The sequence below is a fragment of the Galliscardovia ingluviei genome (genome assembly GCF_014635685.1).
GTDB lineage: Bacteria > Actinomycetota > Actinomycetes > Actinomycetales > Bifidobacteriaceae > Galliscardovia > Galliscardovia ingluviei.
On the sequence record NZ_BMDH01000003.1, the window covers coordinates 114,297 to 133,026 of the forward strand.

14 protein-coding genes and 1 pseudogene are annotated in these 18,730 nt (G+C 46.2%); 3 read left to right on the forward strand and 12 right to left on the reverse strand.

Annotation, left to right across the window (positions count from 1 at the left end; genetic code table 11):
* The first annotated feature begins 140 nt into the window (after positions 1 to 140).
* On the forward strand, positions 141 to 2,552 hold the full coding sequence (locus IEU85_RS06565) for a transglycosylase domain-containing protein (protein ID WP_188355456.1): 2,412 nt from the start codon (positions 141 to 143) through the stop codon (positions 2,550 to 2,552).
* Between the two features lie 251 nt (positions 2,553 to 2,803).
* Here the strand turns inward: IEU85_RS06565 and leuA are convergent, their stop codons facing one another.
* From leuA to IEU85_RS06580, 3 genes are all read right to left on the reverse strand, one after another.
* Complete coding sequence (gene leuA, locus IEU85_RS06570; RefSeq protein ID WP_188355457.1) at positions 2,804 to 4,723, reverse strand: 2-isopropylmalate synthase; 1,920 nt, start codon at positions 4,721 to 4,723, stop codon at positions 2,804 to 2,806.
* Between the two features lie 361 nt (positions 4,724 to 5,084).
* Entirely contained in the window at positions 5,085 to 5,897 is an 813-nt protein-coding gene (locus tag IEU85_RS06575) for a LuxR C-terminal-related transcriptional regulator (protein WP_188355516.1), read from the reverse strand.
* A gap of 82 nt (positions 5,898 to 5,979) precedes the next feature.
* A complete protein-coding gene (locus IEU85_RS06580; RefSeq protein WP_188355458.1) occupies positions 5,980 to 7,257 on the reverse strand; it encodes a sensor histidine kinase in 1,278 nt (425 codons plus the stop codon).
* Positions 7,258 to 7,378: 121 nt separating this feature from the next.
* On the opposite strand from IEU85_RS06580, the gene IEU85_RS06585 reads away from it, so the two are divergent.
* Together IEU85_RS06585 and IEU85_RS06590 are read left to right on the forward strand one after the other, a co-directional pair.
* Positions 7,379 to 9,022, forward strand: a complete 1,644-nt coding sequence (locus IEU85_RS06585) for a PspC domain-containing protein (RefSeq protein ID WP_188355459.1) — start codon at positions 7,379 to 7,381, stop codon at positions 9,020 to 9,022.
* A 70-nt stretch (positions 9,023 to 9,092) separates the two neighbouring features.
* Complete coding sequence (locus IEU85_RS06590) at positions 9,093 to 9,767, forward strand: DUF308 domain-containing protein (RefSeq protein ID WP_188355460.1); 675 nt, start codon at positions 9,093 to 9,095, stop codon at positions 9,765 to 9,767.
* Positions 9,768 to 9,903: 136 nt separating this feature from the next.
* Here the strand turns inward: IEU85_RS06590 and IEU85_RS06595 are convergent, their stop codons facing one another.
* The 9 genes and pseudogenes from IEU85_RS06595 to IEU85_RS06630 form a co-directional block, all read right to left on the reverse strand.
* Positions 9,904 to 10,530, reverse strand: a complete 627-nt coding sequence (locus IEU85_RS06595) for a DUF5701 family protein (RefSeq protein WP_188355461.1) — start codon at positions 10,528 to 10,530, stop codon at positions 9,904 to 9,906.
* A 12-nt stretch (positions 10,531 to 10,542) separates the two neighbouring features.
* Positions 10,543 to 11,613, reverse strand: a complete 1,071-nt coding sequence (locus IEU85_RS06600; RefSeq protein WP_188355462.1) for an aspartate-semialdehyde dehydrogenase — start codon at positions 11,611 to 11,613, stop codon at positions 10,543 to 10,545.
* Between the two features lie 281 nt (positions 11,614 to 11,894).
* Complete coding sequence (locus tag IEU85_RS06605) at positions 11,895 to 12,464, reverse strand: ACT domain-containing protein (protein WP_188355517.1); 570 nt, start codon at positions 12,462 to 12,464, stop codon at positions 11,895 to 11,897.
* A 173-nt stretch (positions 12,465 to 12,637) separates the two neighbouring features.
* The gene (locus IEU85_RS06610; RefSeq protein WP_188355463.1) at positions 12,638 to 13,402 is read right to left on the reverse strand and encodes an aspartate kinase; all 765 of its coding nucleotides are present in this window, start codon (positions 13,400 to 13,402) and stop codon (positions 12,638 to 12,640) included.
* A gap of 271 nt (positions 13,403 to 13,673) precedes the next feature.
* Positions 13,674 to 14,243, reverse strand: coding sequence for a toprim domain-containing protein (locus IEU85_RS06615; protein WP_229714819.1), 570 nt, complete (start codon positions 14,241 to 14,243; stop codon positions 13,674 to 13,676).
* Positions 14,244 to 14,324: 81 nt separating this feature from the next.
* Positions 14,325 to 14,642 (reverse strand): annotated as a pseudogene (locus IEU85_RS08800) (hypothetical protein); the annotation flags it as partial.
* 104 nt (positions 14,643 to 14,746) lie between these two features.
* A complete protein-coding gene (locus IEU85_RS06620) occupies positions 14,747 to 17,359 on the reverse strand; it encodes a DNA polymerase III subunit gamma and tau (RefSeq protein ID WP_188355464.1) in 2,613 nt (870 codons plus the stop codon).
* Between the two features lie 116 nt (positions 17,360 to 17,475).
* Positions 17,476 to 17,871 (reverse strand): Rv3654c family TadE-like protein, encoded by a 396-nt coding sequence (locus tag IEU85_RS06625; protein WP_188355465.1) that lies wholly within the window; start codon positions 17,869 to 17,871, stop codon positions 17,476 to 17,478.
* A gap of 295 nt (positions 17,872 to 18,166) precedes the next feature.
* Complete coding sequence (locus IEU85_RS06630; protein WP_188355466.1) at positions 18,167 to 18,721, reverse strand: TadE family protein; 555 nt, start codon at positions 18,719 to 18,721, stop codon at positions 18,167 to 18,169.
* Positions 18,722 to 18,730: the final 9 nt, after the last annotated feature.

Genomic DNA, 18,730 nt, shown 5'->3' on the forward strand with positions numbered 1-18,730 from the left:
CCAGAATATGCTGTAAGGCAGATACAAAAATCCTTACATTACTATATATTTTGGCAACTTATGTATAGCTTTGGCAAAGAAATTATCAAAAACTATGGAGTAATTACGTGATATCCATATCTCGCGTTTACTCTAGTCTCATGGTTTCTCAGCATACAAATCGCACTGCAAATCGTTCTCCGCGTTCTTCACGATCGACCAGTAGTCGTACACATAGCACACAATCTGAACCACGTGCAAGAACAAATAACAGCAGAACTTCGCAGAGCACAGGTGCCAGACGCACTACGAGACGTGCTGCACAAACCAACAACTCCGCATCACATCGCGGCAACCATAACTCACGCAAAGCACATACAACACCGAAAAAACGACATATTCTACGGTGGATTCTTATTGCTTTAGCCGCATTATTTGCTGCAGGTATTGCAGTATTTGCATTCTTGTATGCTACTACCGAAGTGCCAGGTCCTGAAAAAATGGCTATGGCGCAGAAAACTACTGTGTATTATGCAGACGGCACTACACCAATTGGCACGTTTGCACAGCAAAACAGGGAAATTATCGACTGCTCAGCATTGCCAGACTATGTAGGTAATGCCATTGTTGCCTCAGAAAATCGCACGTTCTGGACTGATAAAGGCATTGATTTGAAAGGCATCGGCAGGGCATTATTCAATAACATCACCAAGGGCACACGTCAAGGCGGTTCTACGATTACTCAGCAGTATGCAGAACGCTACTATTTAGGAGAAACCACAACTTACAAAGGTAAAGTCAAAGAAGCGATTCTTGCCCTGAAAATTGCGCAAACACAAAGTAAACAAGAAGTGTTGTGCAATTATATGAATACTATTTATTTCGGACGTAATTCGTATGGTATTCAAGCAGCAGCTAAATCCTATTTTGGCGTAGAGGCTAAAGATTTAACGCTGTCGCAAGCAGCCACACTCGCCGGCATTATTCCTTCGCCTAATAATTGGGATCCGGCAGTGGATAAGGAAATGGCACAAAAGCGCTTTACTCGCGTTATCAATATTATGCGTGAAGACAATAGTATTAGCGCAAAAGACGCAAAAGCCGCACAAATGCCAGATACTATTGAATACAATGCGAATAATGTGTATCAAGGCACCAATGGTTACCTCCTGCAAATGGTTCGACAAGAACTCATAAAGTCTAAGGCTTTCACTGAGGAAGATCTTGATACCGGTGGATATAGCATTGTTACCACTATTGACAAAGCTAAACAAGATTTGATGTATCAAACTGCAAGCCCAGCAATTGCGGAAAACGGGATGCCGCAAGGACTGCAAGTGGGCGGCATTTCCATCAATCCAAAAGACGGCTCCATTATTGCACTATATGCAGGAGAAGATTACATCACCAAACCATATAATAATGTCACCCAAGCAACTTTTGAAGTTGGTTCTACAATGAAGCCATTTACACTACTGGCAGCTGTAGAACAAGGTGTAAGTTTACAAACTAAATTTAATGGTAATTCTCCGCGAACCTTCCCAGGATTAAGTCAGCCACTTACTAATGCGGGTAATGCAAGCTACGGACCAATTGATTTAACACATGCTATTGCATACTCAGTAAATATGCCATTTATGGATATTCAACAGAAAATTGGAGCTCAAGGTGTAGCAGATACCGCTCATAAAGCTGGCGTTACTGGGGATATTTCCACTACAGGAGAGGCATCATTATATACCACACTTGGCAATGATGGTCTCACACTTAAATCTATGACACAGGGCTATCAAACAATTGCTAACCAAGGTAAAAAAATACCATTGCATATCGTGGCTCATGTCTATAACGGCAATAAGAAGGAGCTCTATAACTCTCCAACACAAGGTGAGCAAGTGTTCTCTGCTCAAGATACTGGACTTGTAGTACAAGCAATGCAAGCAACTATCCAATATGGTACAGGCCGAGAATCACGAACTATTGGGCTGCCCATGGCTGGTAAATCAGGAACTGCAAATGATGTTAAAGCAGGATGTTTTGTCGGATTCACCCCATCATTCTTAAGTTACTTTGCTATCTGGTATCCAGGAGAAGACGGTTCTGCACAAGAAATTCCTACATTTGGAGAGTATGTTAATGGCATGATGTTCCCAGAGCATCTCTACGCTACATATACTCGTCAAGCGCTGGCAGGGGCTGAGGCTGAACAATTCCCTAAAGTCACCGATACGGGAACTATTGGCGGTAAGGACGGCACTTGGGGATTGGGCAAGCAACAAGTGCAAAAGAAATCTACATCAAGCCAAGAGTCTGAGAAGTCAAACACTACTAATCAGTATAACACCCAGCAAAAAACACCATCAGATGAGTCTGCAACCAATGAGCAGGAATCAGATACTCATAACAATGGTTCCGAGGCAGGCGCATCTGCAGGAGGAAGTGGTGGTAATGGTGACGGTGGCATATCTGGCGAGGCTGGCTCATCTGAAGAAAATAGCGGATCTTCGGATACTGGCGCTTCTGGAACTGCTGGTAATGCCAACAGTGGACAAAACAAGAGGCAAGGGCAGTAGTTCAGCCCAAGGACTACAAAGTACATGCTGTCGTTTTTAACTATACAGTTGTACCGCTTATCGACTATACAGTTGCAGCAAACAGCGCGATTGATAATAATGACCATATAGTTGTGGTGACCCTGAGTACTTAAATCAGTATTACCGTTTAGTATTCAAGGTCACCACACGATATAGCTTCGCACTACATGCTATGGCAGTAAGCATATGCGCTTACCCACCATACGTTTGCGCAATGTTTATGTAATTCTTTACCTCATAGTGCGATTGATAGCAGAAATAATAGCTTTCAGCGAGCTAGTAGTAATAGAAGAATCAATACCAACACCCCAAATAACTTGGGCAGCTGATTCCTCGCCAATTTCACATTCCACGTATGAAGCAGCCATGGCATCCGTACCAGTGCCCATAGCATGTTCCGCGTAATCCATTACCGATACCGTAATATCAAGCGCATGCAAAGCATTAAGGAATGCTGCAATTGGACCATTACCAATGCCGTTGATTTTGCGTTCAACAGGTTGCGCGTCAGCAGAAAGACCGCGGTCAAGTACTGTCGCTTTCAGCACAGTATCCGAACCATCTTCACCAGAAGACACCGACACCTTCAGTAGCTTCAAACGACCCCACTGACACAGCGAAGCATCCTCATGATCTGCCACAAATGCGCTGGCATCAGTTTGCCCGCCAGACTCAATCGGCAGATACTCATCCTTAAACAGACGCCAAATATCTTCGTCTTTGACTTCCTTTTTCGTGCTATCTGCATAGTGCTGCACAATCTTGTCAAATTCAACTTGCAGACGCTTTGGCAAATCAAGATTATGATTAGCCTTCAGCAGGTATGCCATACCGCCCTTACCAGACTGCGAATTAACGCGAATAATCGCCTCGTAATTACTACCTACATCCTTTGGATCAATAGGTAGATATGGCACAAGCCACACATAATTATCCAGCTGCGCATTATCATGCTCTGCAGCAGCTTGACGCGCTTCAAGACCCTTCTTAATAGCATCTTGATGAGAACCAGAGAATGCTGTAAAAACAAAGTTTCCAGCATATGGGTGACGCTCTGCAATACGAATTTGATTGCAGTATTCCACAGTTTTTCTAATATTTGGCACATTAGAGAGGTCCACTTGTGGATCAATACCTTGCGTCAGTAGATTCAAACCAAGCGTTACTAAATCAACATTACCAGTACGCTCACCATTGCCCAGCAGGCAACCTTCAATACGGTCAGCACCTGCCAAAATACCCAGTTCGGCAGCAGCAACAGCCATGCCTTCATCATTATGCGGGTGCAGTGACAGCACTACGGCGTCGCGGTTCTTCAAATGCGTAGAAACATACTCTACCTGATCCGCAAACACATTTGGTGTGGTCATTTCTACAGTTGCTGGCAGGTTGATAATCATTGGATGCTCTACCGTCGGTTGAATAACATCAATAACGGCATTACATACTTCAACTGCATAATCTGGCTCAGTTCCTGTAAATGATTCAGGAGAGTATTCGTAGAAAATTTCCGTACCATGCGCATCTGCTTCCAATTCTTTGCATAAATGCGCGGCATCAGTAGCAAGTTTGGTAATAGCCGCTTTATCTTTGCGGAACACCACTTCGCGCTGGAGCACAGAAACAGAATTATAAAAATGCACTACGGCACGCTTAGCGCCTTGCAAACACTCATATGTGCGGCGAATTAAATGCTCACGTGCCTGAGTAAGCACAGCAATAGTAACATCTTGTGGGATAAGTTCGCGCTCAATAAGCATACGAATAAAGTCGTAATCCGTTTGCGATGCAGAAGGGAAACCTACTTCAATTTCCTTATATCCCATATCTACCAGCAGATTCCACATGCGCAGTTTGCGCTCAGAATCCATCGGATTAACTAGTGCTTGATTGCCATCACGCAAATCAACAGAACACCAACGCGGCGCGCGCTGAATTGTTTTATTTGGCCACGTGCGTTCTGGATAATCAAACGGCACCTGCATAGCAAATGATGCATACTTGTGATATGGCATATTGCTTGGGCGTTGCGGGCAACCAAGGTATCGTGCAGGAGGCAACAATGGATCATTGTTTCCTCCATTGGATACGGCAACACGAGCTGCCAAATCAAACACAGAGCTAGTATTGCGGTCTGATTGCTGATCCATGATTCCTCCTTCGTCATAACGGCATAGTGTATATGTAGTTTGTGCGCGGCTTATCAGTAGGCTTGTCTGCCTGTACCCTAGTGCTTAGCAATATGAACTGCACCATCCGAGTTCGTATTCGCGCCAGCATACAGTTGATATATGCACGACGTACACATGCACGCCTGAGTTTGGCTCATGCTTGCGCAATACGCTGGTAAGCACGCGTATATTCCAGTGTACTCGGTTATAATTGTTCCTAGTGCTTGTCGTCCATTTTTCTACAAAATAGTATTAGTATTGTGAGTATTGTGCTTATGCGTGCTGTGCTATGCACATTTTTATACACACTGTGTTACACGCACTGCACTACGCAATTGCCCTACACGATATGACGCAATGTCGCCCAGCGCGTCAGCTCTCCTCTATTAGAAAGTTGCAATTTGCGCAATACTTTAGAGACATGTGTTTCTACAGTTTTTATAGAAATAAACAGCTCACTCGCTACCTCTTTATACGTGTATCCGCGCGCAATTAACCGCATAACATCTTGCTCACGCGGGCTAAGCGCATCAATACCAACATCAATATCATCAGCATCATCGATACCATTGGGGATAGCTGCATGATCAGTGTGCTCTGCACTATAAACACTGTCTGTGTCCGAAGCAACTGCACCAATATGTGGCAGATTGCTACTCTTATTGGTTCCTATATTGGCATTTGGTTGCGTGCTAGCAGGGCCAGGTTCAGGGGCCGGAGCACTTTGGAATGCATTTAACACAAATCCCGCTAGTCTCGGGCTAAGCACCGCATAGCCTTCTGCCACCTGCCGAATCGAAGCGATTAAATCTTCTGCAGCGATAGTTTTTGTCACATACCCGCGAGCGCCAGCACGAATTACAGCTCCCACATCTGCTGGAGCATCCGACACAGAGAGCGCTAAATACAGGGTTTTTGGAGCTTTTGACACAGATTGCAGAATTATTTCTGCACCGCCGCCTCCCTGACCCCCTGGCATATGCACATCAAGTAACACAACATCGGGCTGTACTTGGCTAATCATGGCAATAGAACTTGGCACATCAGCAGCTTGCCCTACTACTGCGATATCGCTTGCTTGGCTAAGTGAAGCAATTACCCCTGCTCGAAATAGACTATGATCATCTACTACAGCTACTCGAATAGGATGCATGTCACTCGGCGCAGCACTAGCATCAGCGTCGGTGGGTACTCCTGATAATGGTTGGTTTTGCACGTATTCCACTGTACTACACTCAACTTTGCTCTACTATACGTAATGTCAAACGCACCTCAGTACCCCACTGAGGTTTGGAAATAATGCGCGCTTCTCCCCCAGCTCGCCGCATTCTACCAATAATGGACTCACGAATACCCATATGCCCTTGCGGTAAGTGCTCAGTATCAAATCCCTGCCCGTGATCACGAATAAATATGCTGATAATTTGCGCAGATTGCTGGTGTTGCACCTCGCAATACACCGTAATTGGGGTGCTGCCATATTGTGCTGCATTATGCATAGCTTCTGTGGCTGCATCAAGGATAGGCAGCGTAGCATCGCTTACCGAAGCCTGTCCTACAGTTACTACTTCAATGGCTTGCTGCCGCGTATCTTCAACATATGCTGCAAGCGCTGCAATAGCCTGTTCAATTGGCATGCCGTTATGAATATGTGGATGTTTAGGATGTACCAGATTCGGTTGTTGGTAACCTGCTGAGGTCTGTGGATCTGTTGTTTCGGTAGTAGGATCAGCAGTAGACGCAGGCGTAGATGCCGTCTGCTGACCGGTATAGAGCCAAGCACGTAATTCTCGTTCCTGCATACGCGCAAGTGATGCAACCGTTTGGGATTCATCAGCATGCAGACGAATAAGCGCTAATGTTTGGAGTACAGAATCATGTAATCGTGTTGCAATATCAGCGCGCAAAGCCTCATTTGCAGTTTTGGCACGCTGCGCGCCTAAATCAGCTAATAAACTCATCCACCATGGCGCAATAATAATGGCAATAACCGCCAGCATCAGCACACCTGCTAGGGCACCAATAATCAGATCCTGCAATCGAATTGCAATCGAACAAATCATCAGCACACCAGTAACAGCAATGCATAATGCCAATGTAGCAACAGCAATACTTACTAATTTATTGTGACGTCGAACAGAAGTAGCAGCTATTGCAGATTGCCGAGAACTACTAGATTGCATTGCGCCATACGCACTCTCATCAATATAAGGTGCTGGATTAGTGATAAAACTCATTTGTGTCCAGCCAATGGATACACCTATAAAAATCATCACAATGCCAATAGCCACTTGCCAAGAAAGATGTAATATCAATATCATCATCGGTATAAGCACAGCACTGATCACGCCAACCAGTGAAGTAATAGTAGCTACTGTCGCTCGGGTGATCGGCTTAGCAGACTGCTGTGCCTGACCGGCAGCATCAACAAGCGCGCTTAAGGTAGTGCGCCCTAATGGTGTAGTAGGTTGAGCCTGATGCGGATCAGATTGTGGTGTAGGCTGCGTATTCACACTTCTACCTTACCCTGATTACTCTCCCTGACCCGCAAAATACTACACAATCAGGGATAAATCAGGGGAAACCCTTATTGCGCAAGACGCTTATCTGCTGTGAAATAAGAGTAGCGAAATCATGCTGCATGCACATATGAATCTATCCGTTATCCATGCTTTGCAGCACACGCATTATTCAGTAAGAGAGATGCAGATTATGAGTGAGTTTAATACGCAACCAGGCAGCAACCAGCCGGGCAATACACAGCCCAGTAACGCGCCATATGACACGCAACAGCAAACGCCATATGGGCAGCAAGCGGGGCAGCAGCAAAACCAGCAGCACTCGCAATACCAGCAGCAGCCTTTTGGGCAGCAGTCACCATATGGGCAAACGCCACAGCAGCCAAAGATGGGCGAGGCATTCTTTAACCGCATTCGCGCCTTTGGTATATACCGCGGTACTGACCGTTGGATAGGCGGCGTAGCAAGCGGTATTGCTCACCGTCTCGGATGGGATCCACTCGCCATTCGCATTATTATTCTGGCGTTAACCATTATCGGCGGAAGCGGTATTTTGCTCTACGCAATTGCATGGCTACTTCTTCCAGATGAAAAAGATGCCAGTATTCTAGTACAAGACGCACTATTTTACGGCAAACTCAGCGGTGCTTTTTGGGTAGCAATACTTTTCCTTATTATTGGATGCCCCGGTACTGTCGCATTATTCCCTTTGGTTGCTGTAACAGTAGTAGCAATTATTATTGCTTGGATTATTTATACCAATCATCAAAACAAGCAACAAAAACAACAACCATTTGGGCAGCAGCCGTATGGGGCACAACCATTTGGGCAACCACCATATGGACAGTCACCATTCAAAGCTCAGCAACAGGCACAACAAGCTACCACAGGGCGCTCATACCAACAAGCGCCAAATGGTCAGCCATCCTTCAATCAGACATATTCACCATATCAAACGCCGTATAGCACGCCTTACCGCACGCCCTATCAGGGGACGCCAGTAGCCAATGCGCCAGAGCAAATTGTCAAAATGCGTAAGCCAGCAGGCCCAACTATTGTTGGCATCACGGCAGGATTGCTGTTTATTTCACTAGCAGTGCTCGTTACAATTATTACATTTTCTGGACTAGTTACTAGTGTACACGGGGCTGTTGTTGCCACTCTTATTTGGGTATTTGCGGCGACCGCTATACTTGGCATTATTACTGTAGCAACGGGTATTTCGGGCAGAAAATCAGGTGGTTTGATACCTCTTACTATTGTGGCACTGATTACATCTATTGTGGTAATGCCAGTACTACCAACTATGCACGCTTGGCACACCATAACTACTGGGCAACATGGGCAAGTAGTTATTAAGAACACAGACCGATTATTTACTGCAGACCAAGCCGACCAGCTTTTTACGCATGGTGCCGAAATCGTTGCTAGCAATGCAACTATTGATTTGCAACACTGGTCTGACACTCATGGCACATCATGCCCAACTGGAACCTTGAATATTGAAACTATTATGAGCAACATAGATATTATTCTTCCCCAGCAGTGCACTGCACACAACGAAACTCGGATGATTTTCTCCTCAGATTCGATTGATCATGATTGGTCATTCGGTGTAATGCACAATGACACAACAGACAATACCGATACGCTTATCCTCACAGGAAGGGCGCTTATGAGTCAAATCACTGTGCAATACGCGGACGGTTCCAGTGTAATAGACCCGGATAATACCAGCGATTACGATCTGGACGAATAGCATTACTTGATCACCAGCACTCACACAGTAGTGAATGCCATATGCAGGACACATTTTGTTAGGGGGAATTATGGATCAGGAATCACCAACACAAGCAATACCAACACAGGCAATACCAACACAGGCGCGCGACCTCAATGAAGATGATGCAACTTTAGCAACCGAACTTGCCAATGTTGCAGATAGTGATGAGATGCCAACAGTGCCAAACAGCAACTCAGATGATCTTCACGCTGAACATAGCGTACCCGAACATACTACATCCGAGCACACTGCAACAAAACACACTGTACACGAGCACACTATAGCTGATGATGCCACTATTGCCATGCAACAAGCAGCCCAGCAATACACTCAAGAATCACAAACCCACGGATATCCCGGCGCTGGCGCTGCAGATACTGATTCCACCAACGCCCAAGATGCTTATGCCGCCTACCCTGGATGGCAGCAGCCAAATGCTCGCACATTGCCAAAGACACGGATTATTCCTGCTACGGGTCCTAGTGTAGCCACGATTGTTTGGGGTGTTATTCTTGCAATTGTCGGCGTAATTGGGCTATTTCTAGTAGCAGGAGTAAGTCTGGATTGGCATATTTCTGCACAAACTTGGGGATTACTAGCTATCGTTATTTTTGTGGCAATTGGACTTATTCTTGTTGTTACCGGTATTGCCGCTTCCATACAAGCCAGCAAAGAACACAAGTCGTCACCGTCAACAACCACTCCACATACATCGAAGTAATGCTGTTTGCAACCACTACTATTGATGCATTATCGATAAACTATTGAATGCTACGGCAACAGTAAAGAGGCACATCGATTACCAGATGTGCCTCTTATGCGATGTGATTCTCATGCGATTGGGCCGTGCTACATTGCTACATGTAGTGGAATAGTGATACGCCGCGGCGCTCCATACAGTACGCATTACCCAACCATGTGTGCCGGCTTGATGGCCACACAGACCCTAGTCTTGGTGCATTCTGGCTCATCCAAATACTTGGCACACGACCATCTGGACTACGGGAGCCAAGCAAATTAAACCCATTCTTATGCACCAGCCAATCCGGATGCTGCGTAGCAATAGCAAGCCCCTCTTCAAGAGTTAATGGCAAGCGTCCGTCTGATTCAACAAGTTTACGCGCAATATCAGGCTCACGATTCGTGTATTTCGTGCCTGTATGCGGATCAACCACAATATAGAACGGACCTTCTGGCGGTTCAAAACCATCTTGTGGCATGAAACTTGCAATATCACGCGGTGGCATCGTTGTAAAACCAGCCATACGGTTAATGCTTGTTCGCGCAATAAGCGATTCAGGAGTTACCAGCTCCCGAGTTGGAATAAGCAAAATATGCTCATCCAGCTCAGACTGCTCTAACGCCGTAATAAGCGGGGTAGCCAACGACCGAAATGCTGCTGCACTCATATCAGCAACATCCGGATAGCCTAAAGCTACCAGCCTATCTAATTGCTTTTGCGCTTCAATTGATGCTACAGACATGCCGCCAGCTTATCAGAGTTTATCTGCAAAATGCTTACTCGCCACAATTTCTGCAATCTGAATAGCGTTTAAAGCAGCGCCTTTACGCAAATTGTCGTTAGTAATAAACATAGACAATCCTTTATGACCTGGCACCGCCTGATCTTGACGAATTCGACCCACAAAACTTGGATCTTTACCAGCAGCGAGCTGAGGCGTTGGAATATCAACCAACTGCACGCCAGGAGCTTGTGCCAATACTTCACGCGCTTGATCTGGAGTGACATCACGCTCAAACTCAGCATTAATGCTCATACCGTGTGAAGTGAATACGCCAACACGTACGCAGGTGCAGCTTGCCAACAGATTTGGCAGATGCAAAATCTTACGGCTTTCATTGCGCAGTTTTTGCTCTTCATCAGTTTCCTCACTGCCGTCATCCACAATAGCGCCAATGAACGGCACTGCATTAAAGGCAATAGTGCGTACTACTTTCGTTGGTTCAGGGAATGTAATTGCATTGCCATCGAATACTAACTTATCAGCACCTTGTTCAACAGCTGCTTGAGCCTCGTTCATCAACTGCTCCACACCAGCACGACCAGCACCAGACACTGCCTGATAGGAAGAGACAATCAGACGCTGCAAACCGAACTGATCAGAAAGAGCTTTCAACGCTGGCATACAGGCCATAGTAGTGCAGTTAGGATTAGCAATAATATGACTTGGCACATCATTCAAGTCCTCAGGATTCACTTCTGCCACAACCAGAGGCACATCATCATGCATACGCCATTGCGAAGAATTATCAACCACGTATGCGCCAGCTTCTGCAAACTTTGGAGCCCACTGCTTGGAAGTGCCACCACCCGCGGAAAAAATAGCAATATCAATATTATGCAAATCGGCAGTAGCCACATCTTCTACTGTAATGGTGTGACCTTCAAATTCCAACTCAGTTCCTGCTGAACGCGCGGAAGCCAAAAAACGCAAATCCTTCACTGGGAAATGTCGTTCAGCAAGAATGCGGCGCATCACCATACCGACTTGACCAGTTGCACCGAGCACTGCAACATTTACGCCTGTATTATTGATTTGCACCATGGTAGCTCCTTCAGCTGTTTTTGGTACCGTATACCACTCTAAGCATAGTTTCTATAGCCTGCATATGTGGTATGAAGTTTATTTTGTGGGCAATTTCAGAATTCTTCTGGTAGTAATTCTGCTGGTATTCTGGTATTTATTAGGGTATATTGATATATTTCGGTATTCGACTTTGTATCAGCATGTATTCGCTCAATCAGCCATACTTGGCGCAACCAGCCATACTGGCTGCACTAGACTGCATTAGCTTTACTAGACTGCATTAGCTTTACTAGACTGCATTAGCGACCAGTGCCGCCATATACTACTGCCTCAACCTGCGCAGCATCAAGACTAAATGCCGTATGTACTGCACGCACAGCATCATCAAGATCTTTGAGCGGAACCATTGCAGAAATGCGAATTTCTGAAGTAGAAATCATCAGCACATTGATATTATGTTCACTCAATGCGCGGAAAAACAATGCTGCGATGCCGGAATGAGTTTTCATACCAACGCCGACCAGCGCGATCTTACCGACTTCCGTATCGATATCATACGATTCGTAGCCAAGCGCTTCTTTCTGCTCATCAAGAGCACGCTCTACTTCACGAATTTGGCCTTCGGATGCAGTAAAGGATACATCTGCAGTACCCGTTGAAGCTGCAGCTTGTACGATCATATCAACATTGATCCCAGCATCTGCAAGCGAAGTAAATACAGACGCGCACACACCAGGATGGTCTGGAATACGGCGAAGTGTAATCTGCGCTTCACTGCGATCATGTGCAATGCCTGCTACTACTGGATCTTCTGGACCGAGCGTTGGGAACAAGTCTCCCATAGACTGGTTGACTTCATTATCAGTCACTGAGCGCTGAGATGCGGTATTATTGCTAGTTGCATTATTCATGAGTTCCTACTTTTCTGTGGTACTTGTATGCTAATCGACTCGTTCAAGTCTTAATATCGCTATTTCTTTTTATGTACTGTTATTCGCTACCTACTACCTATTGCTGTTGCCGCTGTCTATTGCACAGTCGTCTACTGCACATTAGGAATACTTCCAGCATCCACTCCCTCAGGCAACACCAAGGTTCCCGGTCGATGCGAGAAAGAACTACGCACATGCAACGGCATAGAGAAGTGCTCTGCATATTCAACACATCGCAATGCCAACACTTTTGAGCCACATGCAGACATTTCTAGAATCTCTTCATAGGAAATATTAGGAATGCGCTTTGCTGCTGGAACAATGCGGGGATCAGCGGTAAAAATGCCATCAACATCAGTGTAAATTTCACAAATATCAGCGCCAAGTGCCACTGCGAGCGCCACTGCAGAAGTATCCGAACCACCGCGCCCAAGTGTTGTTGGATCACCTAAAGCGTTGATGCCTTGGAAGCCTGCAACAATAGCAACATCGCCTTGTGCAAGGGCATCTTTAACGCGCTGCGGTTTTACTGCGCGAATATGTGCCGCGCCATATCGTGCATCAGTAAGGAAACCTGCCTGCCGACCGGTGAAAGACTGTGCATGGGCGCCGGCTGCGTGAATTGCCATAGCAAGCAAGCTCATGGAAATGCGCTCACCTGCTGTCATCAGCATATCCATTTCACGGTCTGGCGGGTTGGAATCAATATCAAGCGCTTGGTCGATAAGGTCATCAGTGGTATCTCCCATAGCCGAAACTACTACAGCGACATCATGTCCTTTTCGCTTGGTGTCAATAATTCGGCGAGCAACTCGTTTAATCGATTCGGTATCTGCTACTGACGATCCGCCATACTTCTGAACGATAAGTGCCACTTGACATCCAATCTCACGGTTACGGGTACCTGTACATACTCATGAGCATTCTCATACTCGTTGGTACATACGCTTGCATACTAGCAACTGGTCACAGGTTTCTATATGTTCACATACTTAACCAATGATGTCCTAGTACTCATAGCTAGTGTACGCAAGTAGCATGATTATAGAAATAACTGCCCGTATTTGAGCTCACAAGTCTGCATTATGGATACTATGCGGATACTATGCACTGTTACGTGTACTCACGCAGTCTGTGCTTCGCTGCTCAGGCTTGTCGTCTGCCAGAAATAGCACGCCCTAACGTTATTTCATCTGCATACTCTAAATCAGATCCTACTGGTAGACCGCTAGCGAGGCGGGTAACGGTAATGCCGAGTGGCCCCAATAATTGAGCTAGATATCGTGTGGTAGCATCCCCTTCAATATTCGGGTTAAGCGCCAGAATCACTTCTTGGACTTCTTCATACTGCTCTTGAGCCATACGTAACCGCTGACTGTGTGCTGACTGTTCACTTGGCTGCTCGCCTAGCTGAGCTCCTTGATCTGACTGCAGGCTGTTCTTGGTCGATGATGCATGGTTATCCGCTGATGGTGTTTGGTGTGCATACTGATCATAAATACCTAAAGACTGTTGAACAGCTGGCACTGTGACAGACTCTTGTTCAGATTCAGTAACAGCAGTACTGTCGTTTTCGCTATCCCCTGATAATGGTGCTAAACGATGTAATAACTGAGGTATTGCCAAATCAGCCGGGCCAATATTAGCCATGGGGTCGATAGCTCCACCAAGCACATGATACATTCCGCGATATTCGCGCGTGCGCTCAATACTCATTACGTCCTTAGGTTCTTGCACCACGCAAATAACGCTATGATCTCGTCGAGGGTCAACACAAATCGGGCATGGACTTGTTTCACAGACATTGCCGCAGATTTCGCAAAATCGTACTTTTGCTTTCACTTCCATAATGGCATCTGCTAAATGCTGCGCTTTTACTTCATCCGCTCCCAGTAAGTAAAACGCGATACGCTGCGCACCTTTAGGCCCGATGCCAGGCAGTCCTGCAAATGCATCAATAAGTTGTGCAATCGCACCGTCATACGCTAATGCCAATGCTGTCCTTTCGCCGATATACGCACACTGAATACGCGGATACAGCTTAACTGTACTACCTTGTATGCCGCTTATGTGCACTGTGCGCGCACGGCACAATTCGCCAGTGCTCCTGTACATACGCGCCCATGCTCAGATTTACCTATTCGCAAATATGATGCCTACTCAAATACATACTTATCTTGTACACATTCGTCTTGTATCTTGCGCGCATACGTCTTGCGTTACTGTGCATCACGATGTGCTTTGGCTTCTATAACCAGCGGATTCCTCGGGTCATCTGCTGCAAACTCTTCTTCTTGCTTGACATTAAATGCCGCTCGTAAAGCAGCGAAATCAAGCCCTGCAGCAGACTGCACTACATCGTCATCAAGCGAATACTCATCACTTTCTGGATCAACCGTATGCTGATATAGGCCCTGATTAGCTGTAGTATCTGCTAACGGTTCGCTGGCACTGGCATTATCTGCGATACCACTGTACTCACCAGCACTACCGGCGCTGTTGTGTTGTGCAGTATTGAGATTATCCGTGGCACGTTGGCCGTCCGGTTGCTCTTGCGCATGCAATTGACCATTATCATGCGCCGAATTACGTACTGTTGCACCGAACGTTGCGCGCGCTGTCACTCGAGCCGACTTCTGAGCAAACGATTGTGCCCACGGATCATCAGTATTCAGGTGTGGCACCTCTATACTATGCAGTGTTTGTGCTTTATTCGTAGGCGCCCAAGGGTCAGCATCATCAGCACGAGCGTTGCTTTCTGCTGCCTGATGTGCTGAATCATGGTGTGCTTCACCATTAGATGAAGTCTCATGATGTTCACTAGTTTGCTGATGCGATGCAGCAGTAGTATCGCTATTTAACGAATGTAATACTTGCGATTGGAGTTGTGCCTGCAAAAGCTGCGCTTTAATACGCTGCTGTTCTTGGGCAGAGAGCTTACTATATGGCACTGCGGTGCTGCCATCCCCCAGCTTTTTTGCTGGAGAAAAGACCACAGCATTACCGAAAACTCGCTTAGTTTCTGCTCGTAATATATCGACTACCGCATGCGTTCCGTGCATCTCTTCATTGCTTACAGCTAGAGCAAACGCATATTTGCTCAGAGCTGTGTCAAACTTAACCCAGAGTGTTGGCTTACCCGTTGTAGTGAGCAGCACTCTAGGAATTTTTGTTCGATTCACATACTGCGCAATATCTGCAGGAAGTCCTTGTACGAGCGCATCCCAGCGTTCATCGACGTTTTCTGTTGAAATGTGCTCTTCTTGCTGTGATGCTGGGGCAGCTCCCTGCGCTTGCGACGCCGTAGTCTCTTGAGCTGTCTCTTGGCGCTGCAAGTGTTGAGGCGCACCAGATGGCTGTGTCGTAACTGGTTGTGCACTTGTTTGTTGCGCATTAGCTGGTTGTGCACTGGTTTGCTGTGCATTATGCTCAGGGACATTGTGTTGCACACTCTGTTGCTGCATATTTTGCTGTTGTAACGCGTTACTGGCATCACCCAACGCCGATAACGTTGCACTGACCGAGGCAGCACGTTTTTGACTATTACTTACTGCTACAGATGGCGCTGATATTGGCGAGGCTGAACCGGTAGTCTCTGCTGACGCATCTGTCTGAGTTGCTGCACCGTGCGCTGAGGAATGTTCTCCAGTATGAGTGATCTCTATGCCAGCTGGAGCTGCACCAGAAGCATCACCACCAGCTTCGTCTGATTGTGTTTGATGGTTATTTTGCTCAACGCTAGGAATCAGCAATTTTGCAGCCAATAGTTCAAGGCGTAATCTTGGTGAGGTTGCGCCTGACATATGCGCTAATGCGTCATTACAATCTTGAGCCATTCGTGTCAGATATTGCAATCCTAAAGCTTGGGCTTGGTTATGTAACTGTTGTGTATTAACACCCGTATCACCAAGCGTATGTTCCGCTTGCTCACCAGCCAATGCCAGAATAAGTAAATCACGAATCCTCGCGAGCAGATCTTCGACGAATCGACGAGTATCATACCCACCAATAATCACATCACTTACTACACCATAGAGTGCAGCACCATCATGCTGTATAACTGCTTCAATTGCGTTATTGATCAATTCTTCTGGCGTAAAACCAAGCAGTGCCTGAGCACTCTTAAGCTCAATAACACCATGATTTGCTCCAATAATTAACTGATCAAGCACGGAGAGTGTATCTCGCATTGAGCCACCACCCGCACGCATCGCAAGCTGTAATACTCCAGGAGCTGCTTCGATGGATTCTTGCTCACATATCTGTTCTAGATATGGTCCCATAATTTCAGGAGGAACAAGTCTAAATGGATAATGATGGGTACGTGAGCGTATCGTGCCAATAACTTTTTCAGGCTCTGTGGTAGCAAAAATGAACATCACATGTTCAGGTGGCTCTTCAACAATTTTCAGCAGCGCATTAAATCCTTGAGCAGTCACCATATGAGCTTCGTCTAAGATAAAAATCTTATAGCGATCTCTTACTGGAGCAAAGCCTGCTCGCTCGCGTAATTCACGCGCATCATCCACACCATTATGGCTTGCTGCATCAATTTCAACCACATCAATAGACTCAGGTCCTCCGGTGGCTAAATCTTTACAGCTATCGCATACACCGCATGGGTGAGAGGTTGGACCTTGAGCACAATTCACGCAACGTGCAAGAATACGGGCAGAGCTAGTTTTGCCACACCCTCGCGGTCCAGAAAATAGGTACGCATGAGTGAGCTTATTGTTATCAAGCGCACGCATGAGAGGAAGTGTTACTTGATCTTGGCCAATTACACCGTCAAAAGTGTCTGGTCTATATCGTCGATATAACGCCAAAGCCATATTTCACCTTTTCCTACTCATCAACATTGCATATTAAGCCTAGCTCATGCTGTGTAATGTGCAAGAGGATGTGCATTACAAGTACCTATTTCAACCATGCAATTGTACTGTACATGTTACTCGCACTGCACTGGTCCCGCTCGCGTATACGCATGCGCATATGCAATAAGTGGCGTGTGTGTAGCCACCTGCACGCTGACAAGAGTATCTTGCCCTTGTATCATGCATGAGACGAGTTCTGCATGATTTGCTTGACTTACTGTGTTAGCAGTCGCACATGGGTCTGCTGATCCAAAAGTGTACTGTTGGGCTGCAGCGATGGCTGCATGATCTGCTGCAGTTCTTGCAACAGCCCCAGCTTTCATCACTAGAGCGATAGTAAGCAGCATCGAGATCAGTATGCCCACCGCCACAACCATACCGATACCCACCACAGTAGCCGACCCGATATCGGCTTTGCGCACGCTTTGTATTGCGCGAGTTGATGATGTGGATGGTGGTCGACATCTCACGTGTTTGCGCAGTACACTGAATATGTAAGAGCACGTTGTGTTGCTCGTTGTTGTGCTGCTCATCTGCAGGCTCTGGTTCTTGTGGGCATGAGATAACTTGCATAATCTATTCATCTCTTTTCCTTTAATATCAATAGTTTTCAATAGCATTGGCAAGTCGAGGTGGGAATAATCAAACCACAGCAGTAAGTGTGTGTGCAGTGAAAAAAGTCTGTAAGGCTGAGTAATCTGCGACATCGATCTGCCGTATGCCACGCGAGTTACTGCGTGCCACGTAAACTACTTTTCACAGAAGTTATTGCAAGAGTTCCCGTGTAGCAACCGCATATCCTTCTACGTGAAATGGCACTCCTGAAAGCGGTTTCGGTAATACTGGGCATTGTGTATGTACTGTTATTGTTGTGTCAGTTTGTTGGACACGTACTGTTACCGCTGTTTGTATGGCGCGTTGAGCAATCGATTGCGCTTGACTAGTGTCATCATCGATAGCAAGCGTGCGTGCAGTTACTCTTGCAGCGTCTTGGCAAGATAGTGCAATCATGGAAGCTCTTGCTGACGTTAGTAAAATCAATACAAGAATCATAATTGCAGGGAGTATCACAGCAAATTCCGCTGTAACAGCACCTACATCACTGGGGCATTGTTTACATCGTACATACGCGATGTTCACCCATCGTTTGATATTCGAGTATGCTGTCACACCCAGATCACGGAGTACCGCATAGCCTGTCATACTTTGACGTTTACACCATAGTGCTATCTGCTGTATGCAATACTCAGCTTGTGTAGTACTCCGTGATGTCTGCGATGCACCACCTATATACTCTTCCATATATTGTTGTGATGCCATAGTGTTCCA

Bases quoted from the DNA above. Each gene is read 5' to 3' on its own strand.
- IEU85_RS06595 (WP_188355461.1), bottom strand. From the start codon at position 10,530: ATGTCTGTAGCATCAATTGAAGCGCAAAAGCAATTAGATAGGCTGGTA.
- IEU85_RS06565 (WP_188355456.1), top strand. From the start codon at position 141: ATGGTTTCTCAGCATACAAATCGCACTGCAAATCGTTCTCCGCGTTCT.
- leuA (WP_188355457.1), bottom strand. From the start codon at position 4,723: ATGGATCAGCAATCAGACCGCAATACTAGCTCTGTGTTTGATTTGGCA.
- IEU85_RS06620 (WP_188355464.1), bottom strand. From the start codon at position 17,359: ATGGCTTTGGCGTTATATCGACGATATAGACCAGACACTTTTGACGGT.
- IEU85_RS06600 (WP_188355462.1), bottom strand. From the start codon at position 11,613: ATGGTGCAAATCAATAATACAGGCGTAAATGTTGCAGTGCTCGGTGCA.
- IEU85_RS06590 (WP_188355460.1), top strand. From the start codon at position 9,093: ATGGATCAGGAATCACCAACACAAGCAATACCAACACAGGCAATACCA.
- IEU85_RS06630 (WP_188355466.1), bottom strand. From the start codon at position 18,721: ATGGCATCACAACAATATATGGAAGAGTATATAGGTGGTGCATCGCAG.
- IEU85_RS06575 (WP_188355516.1), bottom strand. From the start codon at position 5,897: ATGCATCCTATTCGAGTAGCTGTAGTAGATGATCATAGTCTATTTCGA.
- IEU85_RS06615 (WP_229714819.1), bottom strand. From the start codon at position 14,243: ATGAGTATTGAGCGCACGCGCGAATATCGCGGAATGTATCATGTGCTT.
- IEU85_RS06585 (WP_188355459.1), top strand. From the start codon at position 7,379: ATGCTGCATGCACATATGAATCTATCCGTTATCCATGCTTTGCAGCAC.